This is a genomic window from Bacillota bacterium (assembly GCA_013178415.1).
In the GTDB taxonomy this organism is placed as follows: Bacteria; Bacillota; SHA-98; order Ch115; family Ch115; genus Ch115.
Map to the genome: position 1 here is coordinate 194,227 of JABLXA010000003.1, position 24,323 is coordinate 218,549.

The following is a 24,323-nucleotide window of genomic DNA, read 5'->3' on the forward strand; positions in this document are numbered from 1 at the left end:
CAAAATCAACCCTTTCCCCTGGCGGGGTCCATGCCCGTCGTGGATTTCGCGTCCGTAACAGTGTTGGAGTCAGTGTCAGAAGATTCCTGGCACTCTGGACATATTCCTATAACCTGCAAATGATGTCCCTTGATTTGAAACTTCGTTCGTCTAGCAAGATTTTCCTCGATTTCCCCCACACTACAATCCTGAAATCCGACAGCCCGGCCACACGATTCACATACCAGATAATGATGATGCTGATCTGCCTTACATATCAATTCATACCTCGCTATCGCCCCCGAGACATCCACCCTTCTCAAAATATGCCCATCAACCAGGGTCTTCATGTTTCGGTAGACGGTACTGACATCCATGGGGATGCCTCTTCGCGATATTTCAGAGTAAACCTCTTCCGGTGACAGATACCCTTCCGTCGCCAGAAACGTATCTACGATCTCCCGGCGCTGCCTTGTCAATCTAAGGCCATGCTGCTTGAGCAATCTATCAGCATCGAGTTTGAGTCCCTCATCCGGCATGATTTCCAGGCTTGGGCCGCACCATACATGAAATAGGACATGCAGTCCGCAGCCATATACCTCCTGAAATACTTTCTGCAAATCATTTGCAAGTACAAAATAACACGAAGCCCCAACAAAGTCAAGTATGATGAAGATAATGGAGATTCATTTTCGGAGATGATACTGTCTGGTGAAGCAGGTTGTATTGGGGTCCCTGTCGAAGACATTATCTGCAGCGTGGTAGCTAGTAGTGCGAAAGGATTCAGACAACAAGAGAAGGAGGGAGCGGCGTCTCTCCCCAGATATAAACGTCGGGGCTTCCTTCCGGCGCCGCGTGAGTCGATGGCTAATCTAAAGTCCCCAGATTTCTCTCGTCTACGAAAAGTCCTAAAGCGAGAAGGAGAACCGGATCGAGTTCCATTCTATGAACTATTTGCGGACCAGGAGGTCATGGAGGCTATCCTGGGACGCCCGGTCCGGACCCTGCAGGATAGAATCGATTATCATGTCAAACTCGGTTATGACTATGTGGTCTGTTGGGTCAAAGGCGTGGATTTTCCCACCAAAGGGCGCGCTTCCACGGCAGACACTGCCTATCTCGCGAGAGCAGAGCGCACTTTTAACGTTGCTTCTCAGGGAATGATCAGAAACTGGGATGATTTCGAACAGTATCCCTGGCCAGATCCAGCGCAAGCGGATTATTCAGAGATCGAGGAAGCCGAGCGCATAACCCCAGAGGGAATGAAGGTCATCGTCCTCACAGGGCATGTATTGGAAGATCCAATGGCTATTATGGGATATGAAGGATTGTCATATGCTTGTTACGACCAGCCAGACTTGGTGGAGGCGGTATTCGACCGGGTAGGACAGACCTATTTGTCTATATACCAAGATCTTGCCGGAATGGACGCTGTAGGGGCTGTTCTTATTAGCGATGATCTTGGCTTTAAGACTCAAACCCTCATGCCGCCGGATTTTCTCCGGAAATATGTCTTTCCCTGGTATCGTAAATATGTCGAGACGAGTCACGCCAGCGATCTGCCAGTTATCCTCCACTCATGCGGAAACCTTTCCGCTATAATGGAGGACCTCATCGATTGCGGCATTGACGCGAAGCACTCATTTGAGGATCGTATAATGCCGGTTGAGGAGATGAAAAAACGCTATGGTCACGCCATGACCATGCTAGGAGGTATAGATGTCGATTTCCTCTGCCGCTCTACCCCTGATGAAGTAAGAGCCCGGACACGTCAGGTATTAGAAGCCTGTATGCCAGGTGGCGGTTATGCCTTAGGAACCGGAAACACCGTAGCGAATTATATACCGCTGGAGAATTTCCTTGCTATGCTAGATGAAGGACTCAAAGTAGGTGTATACAGGAAATAAGATATGGTGCCGGAGGCGGGACTCGAACCCGCACGCCATTGCTGGCAGAAGATTTTAAGTCTCCAGCGTCTGCCATTCCGCCACTCCGGCAATGAAACGCTATCGTCACGAGAATGAATCTACAGCTTACATTGTAGCAAGCAGATAGGCTCTGGTCAAGATCACAAACTGGCTGGCATAAATTGAATCATTATTGTGTCCAAGATTTGGAGAGGGATAGCCAACCATATTATAAGGATAATCTAAAAGCAAAAGTTGGAAATTCAGGAAGGAATCTCGCCTGCCATCAAAAAGGAGGCTTCGTCCGTGAGACCCCGTCCCGAAGATCTGGCAGTCGCACAGGAAGTGAAAAGACGATTGGCGCGGCATGTTCGCCTCTATGACTTTCGTCTCTTCGGTTCCCGTGCACGGGGAACGGCCAATTCAGAATCCGATATGGATATCTACCTTGAAACGGATGATTTGACGGAGGAACAGCAGCAGATCATTCGTGATATTGTCTGGGAAATCGGGTTTGAACGGAATATTGTTATCGTGCCTTCCATTTTCACCAAAGCGGAGGTGGAGAATTCCCCTCTGAAGGCTTCACCATTTTATAAGACCGTCAAAAGAGAAGGAGTTGCACTATGAGCCTGGACGAAAATGTAAAAACGCTAATCAGCTATAGATTAACGCAGGCGAAAGAATCTCTTGAGGATGCCCGAAAGCTTCTACAGGCTGGCGGCACACCCAAAGGTATCTTGCCCCAGTCTCCCATATGGGGTAGAATAAGTCTGATGCTTGCTTCCGTTCAAGTTCCGGCGCCATATGCCATGTTGTAGCATGGCGGATGGAGAAGGCCGAGATTTGCCTGAAGGAGTTTCTCAACGAGAATAAGATCATGTATTCAGACATAGAGAAATGGGAGGCATAATTCCTGGAGCGACCCCCGTGCCGCCAGGGCGGCACCGTTAGACGGATGAAAATCGAGGCGCGCATTTCCCGGGGTAGAGGTAGAACGCCGGATTGCCATGATTGAATGCAAAAAGTTATGTAAGAGCTTTAATAGCCACATTGCCGTGGACTCAATTTCATTCCATATTCCTCCAGGACAAATCCTGGCCCTTTTGGGCCCCAACGGCGCTGGGAAGACGACCACGGTGAGGATGCTATCATGTCTGATCACCCCTGATTCAGGTGATGCCATGGTAGCGGGATATTCTATTCTTTCTGATAAAGACAAAATAAGGAGCCAGGTTGGGCTTCTCACAGAGAATCCAAGCCTTTATGACAAGATGCGGATCAAGGACTATCTGGTCTTCTTCGCCAGACTCTATGGAATGCCAGCGGGGGAAATCCAGGAGCGGGTGGGAAGATTCCTCAGGCTCTTCGGCCTTTCTGAGCATGCAGAAAAGCGTATCGGCAATTTCTCCAAAGGCATGAAGCAGAAGGTCGCTTTAGCACGCGCCCTCCTTCACGACCCAAAAGTTATCTTCCTGGACGAGCCAACATCAGGGTTGGATCCGGAAAGTGCCAAGATACTCCGTGATTATGTAATCTCCTTGAAAGAAGAACAGAAAAGGACCTTCCTCCTATGTACTCACAACCTGGACGAGGCGCAGCGACTTTCTGATTGGATCGGCATCATAGATCATGGCAGGTTGAGATATTTCGCAAAAACGCAGGATATCATTCGAGGCGGCGGAGCGAGCAGAGAGTTTCATATAGAATGCGTTTTGGATACAACCCACACGGAGGTGGACGTGAACCCGGCAATCCGGGGGCTCGAACGTATCCCCGGCGTTGATGGGGTAAGCGCCAACCGAGAAGATGGGGATGTCATCAGGATCACCTTTTCCACGAAGCGCCCTGAAACCACAAATCCTGAGGTTCTGAGATCCCTTATGGGCGCGGGGTTTGGTGTCGTTACATGCGAGGAATCGGCGAAAAGTCTTGAGGAAATCTATATGACCATAATCAAGGGGGATAGCAACGGGTCATCCAGCCTACCGAGACAGCAGGTCGAGTCTCCCGAAGCCGACTTATGAACCGCAGCATAATCATAGCATCGAGAGAGCTAAGAGAGATGCTCTCGGATACCAGGTTTGTATATACTATCATCGTAACCGGACTTGTTCTGCCCGTATTTTACGCGTTCGTCGGGATGAATGCAGTAAAGGTGGCGCCCGGGGGAATAAAAAGCGCTACGTTCCCCCTCATGTTTCTCCTTTCCAGTATCCTTCCAGCCACATTTTCTATGCAGCTTGCCGTGATAAGCTTTGTGGGTGAGAAAGAAGCGCGCACCATCGAGCCGCTGCTGGCCGCGCCAATCACCAATATGGAGCTCTTTACAGGCAAAGTGATCAGTTCCTTTTTCCCGCCTTTGGTGCTGGTGGTCATGGTGCAGGCCATCTTCCTTACGGCAAGCTATATCCTTGCACGGGTCAAATTCGGCATGAATTTCTCGCCAGACTTTGAATCCATTATTGGCGCCGTGATACTGGTTCCCTTAGTAGTGCTTACCATGGTAAGCCTCGCGGTGGTGATTTCATCGAAGATAAATACCGTCAGAGCCGCCCAACAGATAGGAGCATTCATCAACCTTCCGATTTTGCTGCTCGTGGTATACAAGGCGCCCATGCTGCTGCACTATGCGACAAGCGCCCCCGGGCAAGTCATAGGGGCAGGGCTTGCCATCAATGTGATCTTGTTGCGCGCCGGAGCAAGATCTTTTAACCGTGACAAGGTCCTAACCCAGATTGGGTAGCATAAAGACATGCCAGGGAGAGTAATATAATTGGACTATCCTCTTTGGACCATTCTCTAAGGGCAGCATCAATGTGATTCCCATATCCGCCTAATAATTCCATTGTTCCTTTAGACTCCATTAGAGGGAAAAAGCAACACAACCGCGAATGAATATAGAGGTAGAAGATCCTTTGAGTGCGAACAGCACGTCGAGAGGGGGAAACATAAATGTTGGAGCTCGTAGGGCTCATAGTGGTCATCTGGTTCATCTTGTATTTTCTTGAGAAGAATGTCAGGTAGGGTCGAATCGTGTATCGAGTAGGAGGGGGCGATGGGCCCCCTCTCGTCGTTCCATGCGATGATCAACTCCATCTGTGCCTGACAGTCCGCGTCCGCTGTGCCCAGCGGTCTGCGCCCATCGATCCTTATCCCCGCAATTTCTCAATCCTTTGTTACAGGACACTTCCCGGCGTCATGTCTGCAGCCACCTTCGCACTGGCGGCATCTGACAATATCGCTGTCGTGCCCTGAAATCGCCTTGCCAGCCCAATCGGGGTCGGCAAGCATAGCGCGACCTATGGCTACCATGTCGGCGAAACCCCGGGCGAGAATGTCCCGGGCAGTATTAGGTAGCCTTATTCCGCCAACCGCCACTACTGGTACTCGGACCACTTCCTTTATTGATGCGGCAAGATCTACAAGATGGCTAAACTCGCCTGTTCCGGGAGCCTGCGCTGGAGAGCCGTCGGAAAATCCTCTAGATACATGAATCAGATGGACCCCTTCGGCCTGGAGCTTCCCGGCGGCGATTTTCCCTTCTTCGATGGTGAGCCCCCCATCAATGAGATCAGATGCCCCGAGACGATACCCGATCAGAAGACCGGGACTCAGGCGCGCCATGACCTCCCGCACAACTTCCAAAGGGAACCTCAACCGGTTCTCCAAGGACCCTCCGTATTCATCAGTACGCTGATTGGTAAGCGGCGACAAGAATTGGCTCAAAAGAAATCCATGAGCTCCGTGGATTTCTACACCATCAAAACCAGCGCGTTCCGCCCTTTCGGCAGCGAGGCCGAATTCTCGCACAATTGCCCGTATCTCAGATTGCGTCAATGGATGAGGCACCGCTGAGGATCTTCTTCCCGGCACTGGGATCGCAGAAGGTGCGACCAACGTCCCTCCTACATTCTCGGGATTGGTGTTCGCCCCGGCGTGATGGATCTGAAGGACGATTCTAGCTCCAGCGCGATGACAGGCCCTGACTATCTTCTGCAGACCCGGAATGTGCGCATCGTCCCATATGCCAAGCTGAGACGTTGAAAGTCTGCCAGCGGGTGAGACTGCTGTAGCTTCCACGATAATGAGGCCTGCTCCTCCTCGCGCTCGCCTTGCGTAATGCTCGATGTGCCTGTCCGTGGCCATTCCAGAGGTCCCAGCCCAACCAAAACGAACCATGGGAGGCATTACGATCCTGTTCCGTATCTCTATCCCCGAAATAGTGATAGGACTATCTAGATGCGGAATGCCAATCAAGCGATCACCCTCTTTCGCCTGCCCCCATCTTACCCGATATCCGTGGTACACGCAAGAACCCTGCCGCCACGTCTATCAAGCAATTTGGGCGGCAGGGCCCTTTGAAAAAGGCCGCTGCGCCTTCTTCTTCAGCCTTGCCGGGGGACTGGGGGAATCGGGGGATCAGAGACACCTGGCGCAGCGAACCATCAACCGGTTTTTGGAGCCAATGTGTGTGAACATATATTGAACGAAAGCATCAGTAGTTTTCGGCCATTATCTCAAAGTACCCCTTGGGGAATGTACAAGATGGGCACTTCTCCGGGGGTTCGGTGCCCCTGTGGACATACCCGCAATTCCGGCACTTCCACGCCACAGGCTGGGGCCTCTTGAATACTACTCCATTCTTGACGTTCTCCAACAATTTACGATATCTCTTCTCGTGCTCTTCCTCTACCTCTGCGACTTCCTTGAAGAAATCAGCTATATCAGTAAATCCCTCTTCCCTCGCAGTCTTTTCGAAGTCCTTATACATCGTAGTCCACTCGTAATTCTCTCCTTCCGCTGCCGCAAGAAGGTTATCGGGGGTCTTACCCACGCCATTTAGGAACTTGAATATCCTCCTGGCATGCTCTTTCTCATTATCCGCGGTCTCTCGGAAGATCGCCCCTATTTGCTCATATCCCTCACGCTGAGCTACCTCCGCGAAATAGGTGTATTTATTTCTGGCCTGGGATTCACCAGCAAAAGCTGCCTTGAGATTTGCCTCTGTTTTGCTGCCCCTCAATTCCATTTAAATTACCTCCTTTTAGATTAGTCTAATATCCAGTATACGATGGGGAGATTGGACGGATACAGGTGAAAGTCCTTTTTATTGACACCCCCTTAACATGAAATATTATTAGCATGGTTTACCATATGTTGAGGATCATCCGCTATTCGCCTCCAGCAAGCGCCCTATACTCTACTCACGGTCTTACCCGTCAAGCTCTCATAAATCCTGCTGCCCGGGCAATTCGGTTGATGCGCCCAGCCACACCTGAGACAGATACGTTCTATATCTTTTGGAGAAGTCAGGCTGGCTTTGAGGAAATCTTTCATACCGCATTCCAATGCTTCTCTGCTTGATGCGGGCATACGCTCAAGTATCTCATCGAACCGCCCTTGTTCCCTTCGCATTATGTCCTCGGTTATGCTCCGGCCTTCATCCGTAAGCACGAGTCGGAGTGTACGACGATCCCCCGGGTCCGGTTTGCGCGCAATCAATCCTTTACGCTCCAGCCGATCGGCAAGCTTGGTTACGGCCGCGCCGCTTATCCCCAGCCCTTCGGCTAGCTCACTCGCAGCTGGCGGGTCATGAAGAAATATGTACCGCAAGGCAGCAAATTGCACATCCGTTAGAGCAAGTTTAGCTATCTCCTCAAGGGCAGGGCCTGTCACAGCCACAATAAGCGCCGAACAAAATAATTTGGCTGTAGTCAGGAGCAATGCATCATCAAGCGGTATAGTCGCTCTTTCCTCTTTTCCTTCCATTCAGCACATCCTTTTGTTTAATCTGGTTTAATATTATCATGGTTTATTTTCTTTGTCAACAGGTCCAAGACAAATTTCTTGAAACGGACACGCCCTTTGTTCCACGTGAAATCTCCCATATTTGTCCCGTAGAATCCCCATTTCCTGCAATTTTCGTTCAACTACCTCGCCAACGGGATTCTCTTTTCCGGAAAGAAAATGAGCGTAGTGGCCATGCAGGCATTTGACGCCCCGTGCATTTTCATCCTGATATCGAACGCCAGCCACCCCCCGCCCGGAGAGCGCGGTCCAAAGCTGCGGCCTTTCCCTAGATAGAATCGCTCTTTCCTCTTCACTCAAGAGGGAAAGCCTATCCTCAGCGTATAACCTGTGTGCTTCTATGAGCCGGGAATATAGCTCTTTATCCTCGGAGAACTCCTGGCTGATCCTGGCTATCTCTCCTTCTGATTCTAGCTTTGCTATGGCCTTGACTAGAAAAGGACAAGTAAGCCAGTAAATGGTGGGAAAGATCCGACGACCTTCAAACAGCGGATGGGTTATCACCACCATAGGCGCGCCCCAGGGGCATCTCCTGGCGACACCTGCGAGGCCCCTTGGCCGCCTCCGGAGTTGTCGCGTGATGATTTCTTCATCCCCAGGTGATATTGGCGAATAAGACCCTATCATATATCCCATATATCCCTTCCTGATGTCCGAAATGCCCGAACCCCGACTCCTCTTCTATCGATGGCCTGCAGCAGCTATAGCCAAGATTATGATTGCCTGAACGGCAAATGGAAACACCAGCCCGGGTAAATAAAACTAACCCAGATAAACAAAATAAGGGCACCTATTTCCGGTGCCCGCTGAATATACCTTCATATCGTTCCGCAATGCCAAATCCGTCTCTACCAGGATCAGGATAGGGCGTTGGCTGGGATGTAGACTAAAAGTTTTCAGATCGGGAGGCCCTTGTTCCCCTACCACCCCGTTTGGAATCTAGGAGTTTTTTCAGGTCCTGCTGTCGCTCTTCACTTTCTTTCATAAATCGGGCAAGCTTTTCCTCGAAGGACTGACGCGAAGCCCGAGAGTCTCCACGGCTCTTGGGTGGCCGGTAGTTTTCGTCAGCTTGCTTGATTGAAAGGGCCACGCGACCATTCTGGACAGATATGACCTTTACCTTCACAATATCATTTTCCTTGAGGAAATCCTTGATATCCCGAACATAAGTATTAGCGATCTCGGAAATATGAACAAGACCTGTTTTCCCCGGGGCCAATTCCACAAAGGCCCCAAAAGGAGCGATGTTCGTCACTCGACCCTCGATGATACTGCCCACCTCAAAGGTAGATTCCCGTTGGGAAACATCATTTGTGGTTGATTCCAGCATAAATCAGAGACCGACCCCCGCAAGCCATTTTATGTGCGCCGACCATTTCTTTTTATTTGAAACCGTATGATCCGAGCGCACTCATATTATAACAATGACAGATTCAACATGTCAACGAGGCTTTTCGCTCGCAATCAGTCACCGAATATCAAACGCGGATCCTTAGGCCTCTTCTTCACCGGCGACGCGGCCTCGGGTCTCACAGGCTCGCATACGATGACCGCAGTCTCTCCAGGGCGCACGAGACCAAGCTTCTCCCGGGCAGTTTTTTCTATATACTCATCGCTTTTGAGAAATTCGATCTCCTTGGCCAGTTTTTGGTTCTCACTCTGCCATAGTTCTATCTCCGCCAGGGTTGCGCGCACATCCTGGCGGGTGCGGACCAAACGAACATAACCTGTCACATAGGCAATACAAAGTATTATCAGAGCGACTACCGTGAGGACCTTCCGAATGGCATCACGCATATTCATCCCATTTCCGCCATGGCGGATACCCCTGTATTCACGCATAAGGAGAAGCCATGGTTCCCTCCCTTCTGATCAGACCAACGACTTCCTATGTATGTCCACCAGGCAGGTGGCCTCTTTTAGGCATATTCGCATCTCAGCGATATTTCTACATCTGATCGGTTTCTCCTTCCAATATTTTGGGGAAACCATAAGAAACTTGACCAGATTTCCTTAAATCGCTACATAGTTAATGACTGCAAAGAAGGAATTCTCGAACCTGTGGCGTATTCAGAAGTTGGTATATAGGACTAGTGGCCAGACCAGTAGTCAGGTGATCAGGGGAGGATAGCTTGTCGTCTGAAGCCTTCGGAAAACTAACCAAGATCAAGAAACCTCAAATGCTCGATTTGATTATTGAGCAATTACAGAATTCTATCCTTGATGGTCGGCTGCCCATAGGCACTCAGCTGCCTCCGGAACGGGAACTCGCGAACATGTTGGGGGTCAGCAGGGCTTCTGTCCGGGAAGCGCTAAGAGCGATGGCACTGATGGGTTGGATTGAGATACGCCCTGGCGAGGGAAGCTTTGTGTCCAGGGCTACAGCGGAGAGGGTTCTCCAGCCCCTTTCATATGTGCTGATGCTGGATCGAGACAATGTGAAGGATCTCCTGGAGCTAAGAGCGATCCTCGAGGTTGAAACCGCTGGGCTTGCCGCCATCAGGAGAACGGATGAATGCCTAAATGATATCAAAGATACGATTCACAATATGGAGGATAGTGCCTCCACCAATGTGGAGGACTTCTTGAATTACGATATGCTGTTCCATAAAAAGGTAGACCAGGCGGCGGCTAATCCTATTCTAGCGAAAACAAACATGATCCTCCGAGAACTCCTCCTGGAGGCTAACCGAAGGGTTGCGCGCCTTCCAGAGGGGCGCAATACCGCCATCCAATCACACCACGAAATCGCAGAGGCTATAGAAAGGAGGGACGAAGAGGCTGCACGACTTGCAGCCACCAAGCATCTCAGGACTGTGGAAGGGTTCGTACTATCCCTAACATAAAAAGAAAGGGGTGCTGATTGCCATCAGCCATCGGAGATGTGATGGCGCAAATGGCAGGCGTACCATGAGAGACAACATCTACAAATATGTCAAAGTAGGGATTATCCATTTCATGGCCTATCCGCAAGTCATGAAAGGCGAGGGGCCGATTCTCGAAACCCTCACAAGAATAGCGGAAGACCCTTATTTCAATGCCGTAGAGATTTCTTGGATCAAAGATCCCGAAACCCGAAAGGCGGCAAAACAGGCATTAGATACCGCCCATATGACCGTGGCATATGGGGCACAACCTCGCACCCTCACCACCGGGCTGGACATCAATTCTCTTGATTCCGCGGTCCGGGAGAAGACCATACAGACTCTGAAAGAAGGAATCGACGAGGCTTATGAAATGGGTGCCTGCGGTCTTGCTTTCCTTTCCGGAAAATACCCAGGCAAGGATAGGGAAGATGCAGCCTGCGAGGCCCTTATTGATTCTATCAAACAATTGTGTGCCCATGCCAAAGCCAAGGGCGATATGCGCGTTGTCCTGGAGATCTTCGATAGAGATATTGAGAAGAAGGCGCTAGTAGGTCCAAATGACATAGCGCTCAGAATAGCCGAGGGAGTGAAGAAGGAATTTGATAACTTCGGCCTTATGGTTGACCTTAGCCACCTCCCCCTCTTGCGCCAGACCCCGCATGAGGCACTGGCACCGGTAAAAGACCACCTTGTGCATGTACATATCGGCAACGCAGTAGTCAAAGATCCATCCCACCCCGCCTATGGTGACGCGCATCCGCGCTTTGGCATACCCGGGGGAGAGAATGACGTAAAAGAGCTCGTGGATTTCCTCAAGGTTCTCTTTGAGATTGGCTATCTGAATGAGAGCGAGCCAAGGATCGTAAGCTTTGAGGTAAAACCGCTCCCTGGCGAATCATCTGAGCTGGTCATCGCTAACGCGAAAAGGACCCTGAACGAGGCCTGGGCAAGACTGTAAGGATATATGCACAGAATATTTCTATATTCATTCTCATTCTATGATGGAGGTAAGATCTTATTATGCCACGCTTCAAAGTCTACGTTACCAGAAGAATTCCAGAACCAGGTTTGGATATCTTAAAAAAGGAAGCAGATGTCAAAGTATGGGATGGGGAACTTCCACCGCCGCGCGAGGTACTATTGAAAGAGGTTGAGGACATAGATGGCCTAGTGGCGCTACTCACCGATAAGATTGATGGGGAACTTATGGATAAAGCCAGGCGCTTGAAGGTGGTCAGCAACTATGCCGTCGGCTTTGATAACATCGACGTCCCTGAGGCAACTAAGCGCGGTATTCTTGTCACCAATACCCCTGGAGTCCTGACCGATACAACCGCCGATTTTGCGTTTACACTGCTCATGGCAGCGGCCAGACGAGTCGTGGAGGCAGACCGCCATACACGGGAAGGTAAGTGGAAAACATGGGTTCCAACGGGGTTTTTGGGACAAGATATACATCACGCTACGCTAGGGCTTATAGGTCTCGGGCGAATCGGTTACGAGATGGCAAGGCGTGGCTCGGGTTTTTCAATGAAGCTCCTTTACTATGACGTCGTAAGGAATGAGAAGGCTGAGAAAGAACTTGGGATCCAGTACGTCAGTCTCCCTGAACTCCTGAAACAGGCGGATTTTGTCAGCATACATGTCCCGCTGACAAAGGAAACGCACCATCTTATTGGCAGAGATCAGTTGAAACTGATGAAAAAGACAGCGATCCTGATCAATACGTCGAGAGGGCCAATAGTAGATCTGGAGGCGCTCTATGAAGCCCTCAGGGATGGAACGATCACAGGGGCAGGCCTGGATGTGACTGAGCCGGAGCCTATTCCTGCTGACCATCCTATCTTGAAGCTCAACAATCTCACTATTGCGCCGCATATAGCTAGCGCCAGCGTAGCTACTCGCACAAAAATGGCAACAATGGCCGCAGAAAATTGTATGGCAGCCCTTAAAGGGGAGACGCCGCCAAATCTGGTCAATCCTGAGGTCATGAAAGACCGGAAGTGATCAACAACACCATTGTTCAACGGGAAGCTGGGGGCCGGCGTCTCAAACGGCCGGCTAGCCGTGAGAGCCTGCCCCCCACCCCCTCCAAGATGTAGGCGCGTGCCAGGTCAGACGCTTTGTACCGTATATTTTTCGCTCTATGAGAAGCAAGCCTTCCGGCATCATATATCCCGAGGAACATGTTGATGATCAACCTGCTCATGAGAGCCCTGTAAATATTGAACCCAATCAAAAAGCCCAGGAATACATAGAAACGCATATCCGCCCAAGTGGCCCTCAATAAGAGGCAGAATGAAAGGGTCGTCGCGATGATCCAAAACAAGATGTCACCTATTGTTGTCGTAACCGGAGTTGGGGAGGTTATGCCGCGAATGACCCGGTAAAGGTCAAAGATCATTCCAAGCAATGCCCCGATCAATATGGTCACGGCAAATGAAAAGACCTGCAGGATTAGAGAATCCATAATCCTACCGCATTAAGCGAAGGCGCCAAGATTCCTTAAATGCGGTTACCTTCCTTTCGTACGGAGGATGATCCAGACAAAGAGCAATCCCCATGCGCCCAGATTGGCCCATGCTGAGATAGTGACTACCTTCGTGAGGATAGAGATGATCCATAGTCTGGCATGGACATTTCGACTTCTGAATTCCGGCCAGAATAACGCTATTCTGCGCACATATTGCTGGGTTTCCTTATAGGGCGGGAGCCCCTCTGACGCCGTCTCTCCCTGGTATCGCTTTACCGCTCTACCGCCGGCATTATATGCGGCAAGAGCCATGATGATATCCCCATGAAATTCCTCTACCAAAGAATGCAGGAGCTTGACCCCGGTCTTGATATTTGTCGCAGGATCGAATATGCATTGTTCCCCGCAGGCAGGAGGGGCATGATCACCACTGCATGGTGAATCAGGATTCAGTTCCTTGAATACGGCCGGCATGATCTGCATAAGCCCCCTTGCGCCTGCCGGGGAGACGGCATTGGCATTGAAGGAGCTTTCCTGGGAAATCACGGCGGCCACCAGGGACGGGTCAATATCTGCGCGCAAGGCATAATAGTTTATCTCAGCCGCAAACGGGCAATTATACGCTTCTGATTTCGATTGCGAAAAGTGGCTGAGAGCCGCGACTGCCTGCCTTTCTCCCTTTACAACATATGAGGACGCGCCGATCCATGAGCAAAGAAGCGCAAGACTGAAGATCATGTAATAGGAAATCCAACCACGGCCAACCCTGGGCCTCCCCCTGAAGATCTCCCAAATAAGCCCAAATGGGCTGAAGACCACCATGGGAATATTTCTGAACAAGAAATCCAGGGGCCATAAGAGATCAAATCTCCGGGTACGCCTCCCCCTTCTGCGTTTCCTCGTAAAATGAAAGGAAATCCTTCTGAAACCCCTCACGCGATGCCCGAGGGGTCTTGCCCGCCTCATATGCCTGCCAACTCACTTAAGTAATCGCCCAAAGAAGCCACGCCCTCTCTTGCCTCCGGCCTCATCCATGTAGTCAAGTCCCTGTATGAATCCCTCGATCGCAAGGTTGCCATCATCAAGATTTAGCTGCTTAACGTGTAATTCCCTTCCCCTGATCAAAAGAACACCGGCGCTTGTCTCGAGAACTATCTCTTGATCGTCGAAACTCTCGACATTTGAGACTCCACTCACTATCACAGACTCCCGCTCAGTGATCTCTATCTTGTGTTGAAGGGTTATGGGCTTCTTCTTGTCGTCCACATGACTCCCCTCCCGTCCAAGTCCGCCTCACCTCCATATCTATGCCTGTCCTCGGTGAAAGATGACATCCTTTATCTCAATCCCAAAGCTTCACCACTTTTACCCCTTTAAAATAATGGGTTACGATTTCCTCAGGCGATTTCCCCTGCTTGGCGAAGGCGTAAGCCCCCCATTGGCACATACCAACACCATGTCCAAATCCCTTCCCCTCCACGTAGAGCGTGCTACCATCAAAGGTCATGGTGGAAATGATTGTTGACCGCATTCGGTCACTTCCTAGGGCAACGCGGAAATCGTTGCCAGCTATATCTGTGGATCCGCCAGTATGAGAAATCCTGAACAGGGTGACACGATCATCTGGGCTTCTCCGAATTATACGGATGCTCCTGATATCGCCGATATTGAGACCTACCTTGGCTAGAGCGGATTTGATATCGCTGGCTGTGAAACTGGCCTTCCAGTAAAATTCCCCAGGAGGCGTATATTTGGGGCATGGACAATCCACGCGGGCAGTATAAGGGGGCTCGGGCTTAGGGTATGACAATCCATCGCGAGCTAGAGAGGTCTCGCCAGCGCACAGCGCGCTAAACCAGCCATGTATGTAATGTCCCCTGTAACTCAAAACCTCCCCGCGCGTCATTTGTACAGCTTTCTTGATATCAGGCGTGACAGCGGCCGCATTGTATGCCTGGGTCTCTTCAGGTTTTGTGGAAATATCCGTGCCATGCAGCTTGCGTGTCCCGCCCCTGCTCAAGAACTCAAGGGTGAAGGTCCTTGCGATTATAGCCTGGGCAGCATATGCGTCGACCGGCCAATCTGGTTTCATCTCCCCTGCGACTACGCCCTCGATGTATGTTTCTAAGGGCATCTTGACGCGCTGACCGGTATCATGAAAATATACGCTCAAGATCGGCTCTTTATCCATCCTGGGTATTGGCTTTTCAGTAAGCCTTCTTTCTGGCCCGGGGCAACCTCCTATGCTAAAGACCAGGATGTATGCCAAAACTACAGACCCTATCCCAAAAGCTAGATAGTACCACTTGCTTCTCTTGCCAAAACTCATATCATACCCTCCTGAATGTAGATCGAAATGACTATCGACATTAGTATTCCAAAGAAAAGGCGCAGAAATTTGCCTCACAGTTACATTCAGGAGAGCGTGACAATCTAAAGATCTTCTGACTCTTTGGCCTTATCCCATAGCGAATCCATTTGTTTGAGGGTCATGTCTTCCACGTGCATGCCCATATCCTTTGCCTGGGCTTCGATGAAGCTAAATCTCTTGATGAACTTATCCACCGTATCCATTAAGGATAATTCAGGTTGGACACCCAAGTGCCTCGCGACATTCACTATGGCAAATAGAAGATCTCCAAGTTCCTCAGAGATACTTTCCTGATTCTCCGAATCCATCGCCTCGCGGAGTTCATTGGTTTCCTCTACTACTTTCTCAAATGCATCCTTTGCCTGGGCCCAATCGAACCCGACCCTGGCAGCCATCTCTTGCACTTTATGCGCGCGCATCAAGGCTGGGAGACTCCTTGGAACCTTCGCCAGGATTCCCGTTTCCTGAGACGCCTCGTCCTGTTTGATTCTCTCCCAGTTCCTGAGGACCTCAGCCGTACTCTTCACCGTCGCATCTCCAAATACATGAGGGTGCCTCCGTATCATCTTGTCCTCGATTGCATGAATCACATTCCCCAGGTTGAAGGCGCCCTCTTCTGACCCCAGCTGAGAATGAAAGACCACGTGTAGAAGCACATCGCCCAGTTCCTCGATGAGTGCCTGTGTATCATGACTATCTATGGCATCTACAACCTCGTAAGCCTCTTCAACAATATGGGGTTTGATTGATTCATGGGTCTGCTTGCGATCCCATGGGCACCCGCCTTCGCCCCTCAGCCGGGCCACGATGTCCGACAACTTGTCCAGAGAATACTTATCGCTGCTCATACCATTGCCATGATTCCCTATCTCGTCTCCAGAGACAAAGGAAATCATATTTCCTCCTTTGCTTGCACAACTCTATCATAGATCCCGAATAAGACCCAATTTCACAAGGATCTTGGATATTTTCGCGCCCATGGGAAGCAATGCTATATCACGTGAACTGATGGCCCCGGTCACTAATAGGAGCAGACCGTAAATTGCAGCCCCGATCGCTGTGGCAGACAATGTGGCCAGGGTATTGCTCCCCAGCGCGTCATGAGCGAGCCTATACGTTAGGGTCACCGCAATCCCCATGACGCATGTGGCTATCAAAGGCTTTATCAAGTGTTTTTGAATATCCAAGGCAAGCCCAAGCTTTCGCGAAAGGTAAAGCAGATTCAATATAGAAGAAATCGCAAATCCGATTACGGTGCCCCATGCAGCGCCCTTGATCCCAATGGCAGGGATGCCTGTAAATACATAGTTTACTATGGCCTTCAAAATGGCGCCGACAAAGAGATTCCTGACTGGAACGGTCACCTCACCAAGCCCCTGGAGGACGCCCGAACTCGTCTGTTGGAGACATAGGAAAAGGGTGCCGAAAGCTACTGCCCTGAGGGACACTCCCGCTGCGGGCAACCTGTAGAACATGGCGCAAAACTCGTCAGCCAGCAGAAACAGGCCAAGGGATGAAGGTAATCCGATGAGAGCACCAAACCATATCACATCCTGGGACCGGCTGATCAGCATACGGCGGTCCTTGTATGCCAAAGCCTCAGAGACGGCAGGTACGGCGCTTGCCGCGAGAGCCGTGGTTATAACGGTCGGGAAATAGACAAGGGGTAATGCCATGCCGGTGAGTTGTCCATAGAGCCTTGTGACTTGCGTCCCCACCACTCCCGCCGCATTCAAACGCATGGGAATCAACACGGCATCCACTACCTGCATTAGCGGCATGATGGAAGCCCCTATTACGATAGGTATCGATAGGGAAAAGATGCGCCCAGCGATAGCCGCAGATGATACCATATAACCCTCGGACAAAGGGTCAACAGAATCACCTTGACCTCCGCGTAATCCAAGATTCGAATTGGCGCCCCTTTTGTCTGAACCGGAAGACTGCCTGTAGTATGGAATAAGAATCACTATAAGGCCCGCTATGCCTCCCAGCACCGCTCCGAAGGAAGCTCCGGCGGCTGAGAAGTCTATTCCCTTCGGGAGAAGGAAATAGGCAAGAGATATCATGGAAAACACTCTGATGAGCTGCTCAGCGATCTGTGAGTTGGCGCTCCGCTCCATCTCCTGCAGCCCCTGGAAATAACCGCGAAAGGCGGACATAAAGGATAGAATGAGAACGGCAGGAGCTGTGGCTATGATGGGCAGCGCTGCACGCCTATCTCTGAGCACCGCAGAAGACAAGACATCTGCACTGGCTACCAGGATCAGAGTGCCGATAGCTCCTGTAAGGAAGAGTATAGTTGCGGCAACCCTGAGGATTCTCCTAGCCCCGTGAGAATTGCCCTTTGCAGCCTGTTCGGCGACAAGCTTGGATACCGCTACTGGGACGCCAGCAGTAGAAACTACCAAGAATATCGAATATATTGGATAGGCCATCTGGAAAAGGCCCATGCCCTCGTCCCCGATGAGAGCCGGAAGGACGATCCGGGACACGGCGCCCACAACCCTGTTGGCGAGCCCTGCAATTGCCAGGATCGCGGCGCCACGGACGAAAGATTTCTTTGTCATACTGCACCCCCGAAGTTATGCCATACAGCGACAGTATACAACAATAGAAAACAAAAGAGCAAGGCGCCTATGCTGGCGCCCTGCCCGGCATCTGATCAATGTTGATCAACAAACGTTACCCGACCTTATTGTTCCATCTGTTTTGCCAGGAAACCGGCCGCGGTTTCCGTGAGCTTCAACTCAAGATCCCCCATCTTCACATCCGGGGTCATCGATGTGAGGATCACGGCGCCAATCGGGTCTCCCTCCGCTATTATTGGAGCTATCACCTCAGCCGTGAACTTGCAGTCCTCCCCATCCTCGAGGACGGGGCAGGTCTCACAATATTCATGTTTCCCGGGTTCGTTAATAATGAGCGATTTCCTTTCTTCCATGGCTCGCTCGACAGCAGGTGAAATCCGCTTGTCCATAAATTGCTTCTTAGGCGCTCCCGCTACCGCAATTATGGCATCGCGATCAGCGATACATGCAATATGGCCTGTGGCCTCATAAAGAGAATCCGCATACTCCTTCGCGAAGTCCCCGAGTTCGCCTATAGGAGAATATTTCTTCAGGATGACCTCGCCCTCTCTATCGACAAAGATCTCAAGAGGGTCGCCTTCGCGGATTCTCAGAGTTCTCCTAATTTCTTTGGGAATTACAACCCTTCCAAGGTCGTCTATTCGCCTTACAATACCAGTTGCCTTCATTGCCACCCCTCCTTCTCCATCGTATAGTCTTGTCCAGCCACACCCAAGATATTCCCGCACCCTGTTTCCCCTTCCATAGTATATAAGGACGCTAACAATATTATTCAGTCTTACCACTAATACGAATCGCTTCTATGAAAAGTATTCGGTAAAGGAATCCCTTACCTGACCCGGTATGTCCCCTTGGTTACTCTCCACTGACAGCCCTGGTCCTGGCGCCGATGCCGCTGATACAGGATTCTATGAAACTGAGCAACTCCCCATCCTGCAGACCTCCGACCCGGAGTTTGAGCGAAGGAGACCGGGCGAAATCTGCCTTTACCCTGCCGCGGTGTTGACGGACTACGGACATAAGATCCTCTCCAGAGACTTTTGCAAATGGTGAAAGCCTGACTGTCACACCGTCGCGTTCAGCCGTCACGGACACAACCTTCACGGCCTTACATATGGCCTTTATCTTGGCTACCATGAGCAGGTTGCGGGCAGGCTGCGGGATGTCCCCAAATCGGTCAATGAATTCCTCCGCAAGCGCATCAGCCTCTTCGGCGTCTGTCACTCTATTGATCTTTTTATACATCTCGATCTTTTGCCTGCCATCAGGGATATAATCATCAGGTATAAAGGCGCTCACAGGAAGCTCAATGACCGGATCAGGCGTTTCCTCATCAGGTTTCTCACCCCTGAGCTCCTTGATAGAATCGCGCATAAGTTTGGCATATAACTCAAATCCGACTGCCGCGATATGACCGTGCTGCTCCGCACCAAGAATATTTCCGGCGCCCCTGATCTCAAGGTCCCTCATGGCGATCTTGAATCCAGAGCCAAGCTCTGTAAATTCCTTGATAGCCTGAAGCCTCTTTTCACTTTCTTCAGTGAGGATATGGTCGCGCTGATACATGAAATAGGCGTACGCAACGCGATTGGACCTGCCAACCCGCCCACGTAGCTGGTAGAGCTGCGCCAACCCCAGATTTGCGGCATCTTCAACAATGATAGTATTCACATTTGGTATGTCCAGCCCATTCTCTATTATGGTGGTACATACCAACACATCAAATTCCCGGTCAAGAAATTGCAGCATCGTGCTCTCGAGTAGATCCTCAGGCATCTGCCCATGAGCCACTTTGATTCGGGCCTCAGGCACCAGTTCAGCGAGTCGAGATGCGCATGATTCAATGGACTGAATCCTATTATGGACGAAGTACACCTGCCCGCCCCTATCTATTTCCCGGGTAATAGCGTCCCTGATGATGCTGTCATCATATTCCATGACGTAAGTCCTCACCGGGAGCCTGTTCTCTGGCGGGGTCTGTATCAAACTCATGTCACGGATGCTGACCAGGGACATGTGAAGAGTCCTGGGAATAGGTGTTGCAGTCAATGTAAGAACATCGACGTTCTTTTTCAGCTCTTTCAACGCCTCCTTATGCATGACACCAAACCGCTGTTCCTCATCAACTACAAGAAGGCCCAGGTCCTTGAATCTCACGTCCTTTTGCAGCAGTCTATGGGTTCCAATGATTATGTCGATCTCCCCATGTTTTAGCTTCCTGAGGATCTCCTGCTGCTCTCTGGCTGATTGAAATCGACTGAGGACAGCTATCTCTACCGGGAACCCCTGAAATCTATCCTTGAATGTCATATAGTGCTGTTGCGCCAAGATTGTAGTTGGTACAAGCACCGCAGCCTGCTTGCTATCCATGACGCATTTGAACGCCGCACGTATGGCTATCTCTGTCTTGCCGTATCCAACATCCCCACATAGAAGTCGATCCATGGGACGCGGGCTTTCCATGTCACGTTTGACCTCTTCGATAGCCCGCCATTGATCTGGTGTCTCCTCATAAGGAAACGCTTCCTCGAACTCCTTCTGCCATATGGTGTCAGGCGAGAAGGCATGCCCCTTAGAAGCCTCGCGCACCGAATAGAGCTCTATGAGCTTATTTGCCACATCTTTAACGGTCTCCCTGACCCGATTCTTGACCTTGGCCCATTCGGAGCCTCCAAGCTTATATATCTTTGGAGGCATATCGTCCAGGCCAATGTATTTCTGAAGCAGGTTAACCTGGTCAGTGGGAACATACAGGCGATCCTCACCAGCATATTTCACCACTAAATAATCCTTCTTGACCCCTGCTACTTCTAGAGTCTGAATCCCGAGATACTTTCCAATACCATGGTTTATATGCACGACATAGTCTCCGGGGGTGAGAGAAGTATAGGATGATAGCGGACTCACATCCTCTGATTTAGGCGCGATGCGGCGTTTTTTCCTTGTTGCGCCATAGATTTCCGTGTCGGTGAGGACAACCAGCCTGAGCGAAGGGAATTCAAACCCATTTTCCAGTTCACCAGAAGTAATCACCACATTCCCGGGCTTGATGGACTCCTTTGGCCTTTCCTCGAATATAGCCGGGATTCCCGCCTGCTTCAATGTATCCAAAAGGGCCCGGGCTCTCGTGGGAGTCGATATATAGAAAACAATCCGGTAAGCCTTACGACGCCATGCAGATAAGCTCTTTGTCATCATCTCCACGTTGCCATTGAAGGCTTCCCCCATCCTGGCGGGGAAGTTCCAAATACGGCGTCCCTCGTAGATATCCATTCCTTTTGACATAAAAGTGATATGAATCGTCTGATATCTACCGAGGAGCCCGGTTATCTCGTCTGACTGGTAGAAGATATGTGCCTGCGACGGGAGGATCGTCCCCTTCTCAAGAAGAGAGAAATAACTCTCCTGCGATTCCTTGAAGACGCCTGACAGACCTTCCCTGATCCGCCCTGGTTCATCGAGAATGAGAAGAGGATCGTTCATCCTATCTAGCAAAGATCCCATTTTAGGATAGAAGAAGGGAGCATATTGTTCATCTGAGTCAAAGTAAATGCCGAAAGCCAGCTTCTCTAAATGAGCCTCGACCCTGGCGGCAAGGTTGCGAGACCTCTCGGAGAGTCCCATCCCGGCCAGCTTGCCGCAAGTTCGATCCAATTCCGCCCTTATCCGTCCGAGACATTTCTTTTTCTCATCATCTGGCATATCTAATAGAAATTCGCGGGCTGGAGGGATAGCAACCACATCAAGGTGAGATATCGTAACCTGCGTGGCCGCATCAAATTCCCTGATGGATTCGATTTCGTCACCAAAGAATTCTATCCGGATAGGCCTTTCAGCCGTAACTGGAAATACATCGACGATACCTCCCCGGACGCTCATCTGTCCCCTTTGTTCAACCATGTCAACTCTCTCGAAACCGCAAAAAACAAGCCGGTTTACAAGTTCATCGAAATCCATCGCCATGCCCGGATGTAAGCGCAAAACATGGCATTTGAATACTTCCCCGGGGATGAGCTTGCGAACTAATGATCTTATGGGTATTATGACAACAGGATTTTCACCTTCTGCAAGCAGCTGCTGAACCCTTAATCGTTCATACAATATATCCGGGCTTTCCCGGGCTTCCTCATGGGGCAGGAGCTCCAATGGAGGAAAGATCACAGCCTCCTGTGGCTCAAGAAATGTATGGAGATCCACCAAGATCTTCTCTGCTTGCTGGAGGCTATAGGTCACAAGGGCGATGGGTCTTGAAACGGCTTTATGCAATCCGGCGATGATATAGCTTTTCTGGGATCCAGACAACCCCTGAATGATCCCGTCTCCGGTCCCTGAAGAAATACTCCTGCTCATCATCTTAAATTCGCTGGATTCCATCAAGATAGCCAGTATCCCGTCCATGCAATCCCTTCTTCTGAACATGATCCTTTATCCTTGACCGTTCTTCTGTACATGATAATTGTACATAGCGAGATAAGGACGCAGGCAGAAATAGAACCCGCCCGCGCATCCGCAAACCGCTACCGCTAGACGGCGGAATTCAACTTTTCCATGACTTTACATATTTGAAAAGCAAATTTACGTTATTCTTAATATTCTTGCTACCAGGACATTCCATATAACATGAACTGTCGCAGAAACCGCCATGCTTAGGATCAGATCGGATGTGGCGGAAAACACCACCGCAGTTAGCAAACCAAATGTAAAATGGCCTATGGTACCCGAAACTGCTGCAAGGCAACCCGACTGCCCGGCCGGGCCACGAACCCGGGCACCTGCTATATCGAAAAGGCCTTCGATCATCCCAAATATAGCATGAGTCCAGACAATGGCAGCTCCGAACAGGATTGCGGTCCCAGTTTTCATAACTTCTTCAAGCACTGGCAAAACCTCTATGGCGCCTGCCATCCCAGCATGGTATTTCCTCATGATGCGCATAGTCGCCGTATTCACGCCAAAGGCCAATAATGCAGAAATGATGGCCGCAGCGAAAACCTTACCAGCTCCTAGTATCATTTTCCCTCTACGAAGAGACCATTATAACGGTTCATGGCCCGATTCACATCTTCAATGATACAAAGCTCTGCGGCGTCTGCAGCCATTTCAATTACATCATTTACCACCGGCATTTCTTCTGGTGAAAACCAGCCAAGCACATGCTGAATGCTGTCGAGGCCCGGGGCGGGCCTCCCGATTCCGACCCTGATCCTGGCAAAATCTTCGGTGCCGATCATCTCTATAATGGATTTCAGGCCATTATGACCACCGGAACTCCCCTTCTGGCGAATCCTAACCCTTCCAAGATCTAGATCCATGTCATCACATACTACCAGCAAGCTATCAATGCCGACGCAATAGCCATCCAGGATTTCCTTCACAGCCACCCCGCTGTTATTCATATATGTGAGTGGCTTCACAAGAAGCACTTCTTGCTGTTTAAATATTCCTAGACCAAGGAGTGAATGAAAGCGGCGTTCCTTTACGGGGATCCCGAGCCTTGAGGAGAGGGAGTTCACGACTCTAAACCCCACATTGTGCCGGGATCCCTCATAGTTGCTTCCAGGATTACCTAGGCCTATGACTACCTTCATGCCGCAAATCCGAGCCTCCTGTTACTCCCGAGCCTCGGCCTCAGTTTCCGGCGTTTCAGCTTCCTCAGCGGCCTCTTTCGGAGCCTCCTCCTCAGCCTTGGTAGGCGACAGTATAGAAACTACAGGAGTATCAGGATCAGTAAGAATCTTGACATTCGGACCTACATTGCACTCCGCGGCTTTGATCACATCACCGATTCTAAGCCCTGAAACATCCACCTCGACCTTTTCAGGGATATCCATGGGAGTGGCCTGGATCTCGAGCTCCCACAGCGCATGCTCCAAAATGCCGCCATCATTCGTCCGACGATCTTCTCCGACAAGGACGACCGGGACCTTGGTCACGATCTTATCCGCTAAAGAGACTTCCTGGAAATCCACGTGAATCACATTGCCCTTGGTGAAATCACGCTGGACTTCCTTGACGACCGCAGTCTTTTCAATCGTGCCCTGCTCTCCGCCAGCCACCTTGAGCCTGACGATTTTGCCGGTCAGACCCTGAGCCAACAGATGAGAGAGCGTCCTGCCGTCAACTGTAATGGGGCTGGCTTTGGTTCCCTTTCCATAGACTATTCCAGGAATTTTCCCTTGCTGGCGGGACCTCCGGCTCGCCCCCTTACCCAGGGTATCCCTGGCCTCACAAGAAAGTACCACTTCTTTCATAAGATCTCATGGCGCCACCAACGGCGCCCCATACCTCCTCTCAAAACAAAGACAGGTTACATAAGAAGAGAAA

Annotated in this window: 26 protein-coding genes and 1 tRNA gene; 8 read left to right on the forward strand and 19 right to left on the reverse strand. The window is 50.6% G+C overall.

What is annotated here, in order from left to right; translation table 11 throughout:
* Positions 1–5: 5 nt before the first annotated feature.
* Positions 6–599, reverse strand: a complete 594-nt coding sequence (locus HPY52_03850; GenBank protein ID NPV79399.1) for a transcriptional repressor — start codon at positions 597–599, stop codon at positions 6–8.
* A 78-nt stretch (positions 600–677) separates the two neighbouring features.
* On the opposite strand from HPY52_03850, the gene HPY52_03855 reads away from it, so the two are divergent.
* Positions 678–1,886: a uroporphyrinogen-III decarboxylase-like protein gene (locus HPY52_03855; GenBank protein ID NPV79400.1), complete on the forward strand. Its 1,209-nt coding sequence runs from the start codon at positions 678–680 to the stop codon at positions 1,884–1,886.
* A 4-nt stretch (positions 1,887–1,890) separates the two neighbouring features.
* Here the strand turns inward: HPY52_03855 and HPY52_03860 are convergent.
* A tRNA-Leu gene (locus tag HPY52_03860) sits at positions 1,891–1,976 on the reverse strand.
* Between the two features lie 165 nt (positions 1,977–2,141).
* Between HPY52_03860 and HPY52_03865 the strand changes: the two genes are divergently transcribed.
* The 4 genes from HPY52_03865 to HPY52_03880 all read left to right on the forward strand — a co-directional run bounded on the left by HPY52_03865 (position 2,142) and on the right by HPY52_03880 (position 4,632).
* The gene (locus tag HPY52_03865; GenBank protein NPV79401.1) at positions 2,142–2,516 is read left to right on the forward strand and encodes a nucleotidyltransferase domain-containing protein; all 375 of its coding nucleotides are present in this window, start codon (positions 2,142–2,144) and stop codon (positions 2,514–2,516) included.
* Complete coding sequence (locus HPY52_03870) at positions 2,513–2,707, forward strand: hypothetical protein (protein NPV79402.1); 195 nt, start codon at positions 2,513–2,515, stop codon at positions 2,705–2,707. The genes HPY52_03865 and HPY52_03870 overlap by 4 nt, the downstream gene beginning before the upstream one ends.
* Positions 2,708–2,896: 189 nt before the next feature.
* Positions 2,897–3,913: an ABC transporter ATP-binding protein gene (locus HPY52_03875; protein NPV79403.1), complete on the forward strand. Its 1,017-nt coding sequence runs from the start codon at positions 2,897–2,899 to the stop codon at positions 3,911–3,913.
* The gene (locus tag HPY52_03880; GenBank protein NPV79404.1) at positions 3,910–4,632 is read left to right on the forward strand and encodes an ABC transporter permease subunit; all 723 of its coding nucleotides are present in this window, start codon (positions 3,910–3,912) and stop codon (positions 4,630–4,632) included. The genes HPY52_03875 and HPY52_03880 overlap by 4 nt, the downstream gene beginning before the upstream one ends.
* 422 nt (positions 4,633–5,054) lie before the next feature.
* On the opposite strand, the gene HPY52_03885 is transcribed toward HPY52_03880, so the two are convergent.
* The 6 genes from HPY52_03885 to HPY52_03910 form a co-directional block, all read right to left on the reverse strand.
* Entirely contained in the window at positions 5,055–6,146 is a 1,092-nt protein-coding gene (locus HPY52_03885; protein ID NPV79405.1) for an NADH:flavin oxidoreductase, read from the reverse strand.
* 238 nt (positions 6,147–6,384) lie between these two features.
* The gene (locus HPY52_03890) at positions 6,385–6,918 is read right to left on the reverse strand and encodes a rubrerythrin family protein (protein ID NPV79406.1); all 534 of its coding nucleotides are present in this window, start codon (positions 6,916–6,918) and stop codon (positions 6,385–6,387) included.
* 164 nt (positions 6,919–7,082) lie between these two features.
* Positions 7,083–7,658: a MarR family transcriptional regulator gene (locus tag HPY52_03895; GenBank protein ID NPV79407.1), complete on the reverse strand. Its 576-nt coding sequence runs from the start codon at positions 7,656–7,658 to the stop codon at positions 7,083–7,085.
* A 36-nt stretch (positions 7,659–7,694) separates the two neighbouring features.
* Positions 7,695–8,333 (reverse strand): DUF501 domain-containing protein, encoded by a 639-nt coding sequence (locus tag HPY52_03900; protein NPV79408.1) that lies wholly within the window; start codon positions 8,331–8,333, stop codon positions 7,695–7,697.
* 250 nt (positions 8,334–8,583) lie between these two features.
* A complete protein-coding gene (locus tag HPY52_03905; protein ID NPV79409.1) occupies positions 8,584–9,027 on the reverse strand; it encodes a S1 RNA-binding domain-containing protein in 444 nt (147 codons plus the stop codon).
* A gap of 134 nt (positions 9,028–9,161) precedes the next feature.
* A complete protein-coding gene (locus HPY52_03910) occupies positions 9,162–9,539 on the reverse strand; it encodes a septum formation initiator family protein (protein ID NPV79410.1) in 378 nt (125 codons plus the stop codon).
* 290 nt (positions 9,540–9,829) lie between these two features.
* On the opposite strand from HPY52_03910, the gene HPY52_03915 reads away from it, so the two are divergent.
* From HPY52_03915 to HPY52_03925, 3 genes are all read left to right on the forward strand, one after another.
* Positions 9,830–10,543 carry a FadR family transcriptional regulator gene (locus tag HPY52_03915; protein ID NPV79411.1) on the forward strand — a complete coding sequence of 238 codons (714 nt, stop codon included), beginning with the start codon at positions 9,830–9,832 and terminating at the stop codon, positions 10,541–10,543.
* Positions 10,544–10,607: 64 nt separating this feature from the next.
* Complete coding sequence (locus tag HPY52_03920; protein ID NPV79412.1) at positions 10,608–11,522, forward strand: sugar phosphate isomerase/epimerase; 915 nt, start codon at positions 10,608–10,610, stop codon at positions 11,520–11,522.
* 62 nt (positions 11,523–11,584) lie between these two features.
* Positions 11,585–12,571 (forward strand): D-glycerate dehydrogenase, encoded by a 987-nt coding sequence (locus HPY52_03925; protein ID NPV79413.1) that lies wholly within the window; start codon positions 11,585–11,587, stop codon positions 12,569–12,571.
* A 16-nt stretch (positions 12,572–12,587) separates the two neighbouring features.
* On the opposite strand, the gene yabQ is transcribed toward HPY52_03925, so the two are convergent.
* The 11 genes from yabQ to HPY52_03980 form a co-directional block, all read right to left on the reverse strand.
* A complete protein-coding gene (gene yabQ / locus HPY52_03930; protein ID NPV79414.1) occupies positions 12,588–13,034 on the reverse strand; it encodes a spore cortex biosynthesis protein YabQ in 447 nt (148 codons plus the stop codon).
* Between the two features lie 45 nt (positions 13,035–13,079).
* The gene (locus HPY52_03935) at positions 13,080–13,877 is read right to left on the reverse strand and encodes a lytic transglycosylase domain-containing protein (GenBank protein NPV79415.1); all 798 of its coding nucleotides are present in this window, start codon (positions 13,875–13,877) and stop codon (positions 13,080–13,082) included.
* A 138-nt stretch (positions 13,878–14,015) separates the two neighbouring features.
* Positions 14,016–14,303, reverse strand: a complete 288-nt coding sequence (gene yabP / locus HPY52_03940) for a sporulation protein YabP (GenBank protein ID NPV79416.1) — start codon at positions 14,301–14,303, stop codon at positions 14,016–14,018.
* 76 nt (positions 14,304–14,379) lie between these two features.
* On the reverse strand, positions 14,380–15,366 hold the full coding sequence (locus tag HPY52_03945; GenBank protein ID NPV79417.1) for a SpoIID/LytB domain-containing protein: 987 nt from the start codon (positions 15,364–15,366) through the stop codon (positions 14,380–14,382).
* A 104-nt stretch (positions 15,367–15,470) separates the two neighbouring features.
* Positions 15,471–16,256, reverse strand: a complete 786-nt coding sequence (mazG, locus tag HPY52_03950; GenBank protein NPV79418.1) for a nucleoside triphosphate pyrophosphohydrolase — start codon at positions 16,254–16,256, stop codon at positions 15,471–15,473.
* 75 nt (positions 16,257–16,331) lie between these two features.
* The gene (locus HPY52_03955) at positions 16,332–17,978 is read right to left on the reverse strand and encodes a polysaccharide biosynthesis protein (GenBank protein NPV79419.1); all 1,647 of its coding nucleotides are present in this window, start codon (positions 17,976–17,978) and stop codon (positions 16,332–16,334) included.
* A gap of 125 nt (positions 17,979–18,103) precedes the next feature.
* Positions 18,104–18,667 carry a stage V sporulation protein T gene (gene spoVT / locus HPY52_03960; GenBank protein ID NPV79420.1) on the reverse strand — a complete coding sequence of 188 codons (564 nt, stop codon included), beginning with the start codon at positions 18,665–18,667 and terminating at the stop codon, positions 18,104–18,106.
* A gap of 187 nt (positions 18,668–18,854) precedes the next feature.
* On the reverse strand, positions 18,855–22,397 hold the full coding sequence (mfd, locus tag HPY52_03965; GenBank protein NPV79421.1) for a transcription-repair coupling factor: 3,543 nt from the start codon (positions 22,395–22,397) through the stop codon (positions 18,855–18,857).
* A 177-nt stretch (positions 22,398–22,574) separates the two neighbouring features.
* Positions 22,575–23,012: a hypothetical protein gene (locus tag HPY52_03970; protein ID NPV79422.1), complete on the reverse strand. Its 438-nt coding sequence runs from the start codon at positions 23,010–23,012 to the stop codon at positions 22,575–22,577.
* A complete protein-coding gene (locus HPY52_03975; protein ID NPV79423.1) occupies positions 23,009–23,587 on the reverse strand; it encodes an aminoacyl-tRNA hydrolase in 579 nt (192 codons plus the stop codon). The genes HPY52_03970 and HPY52_03975 overlap by 4 nt, the downstream gene beginning before the upstream one ends.
* Before the next feature lie 21 nt (positions 23,588–23,608).
* Positions 23,609–24,250, reverse strand: a complete 642-nt coding sequence (locus HPY52_03980; GenBank protein NPV79424.1) for a 50S ribosomal protein L25 — start codon at positions 24,248–24,250, stop codon at positions 23,609–23,611.
* Positions 24,251–24,323: the final 73 nt, after the last annotated feature.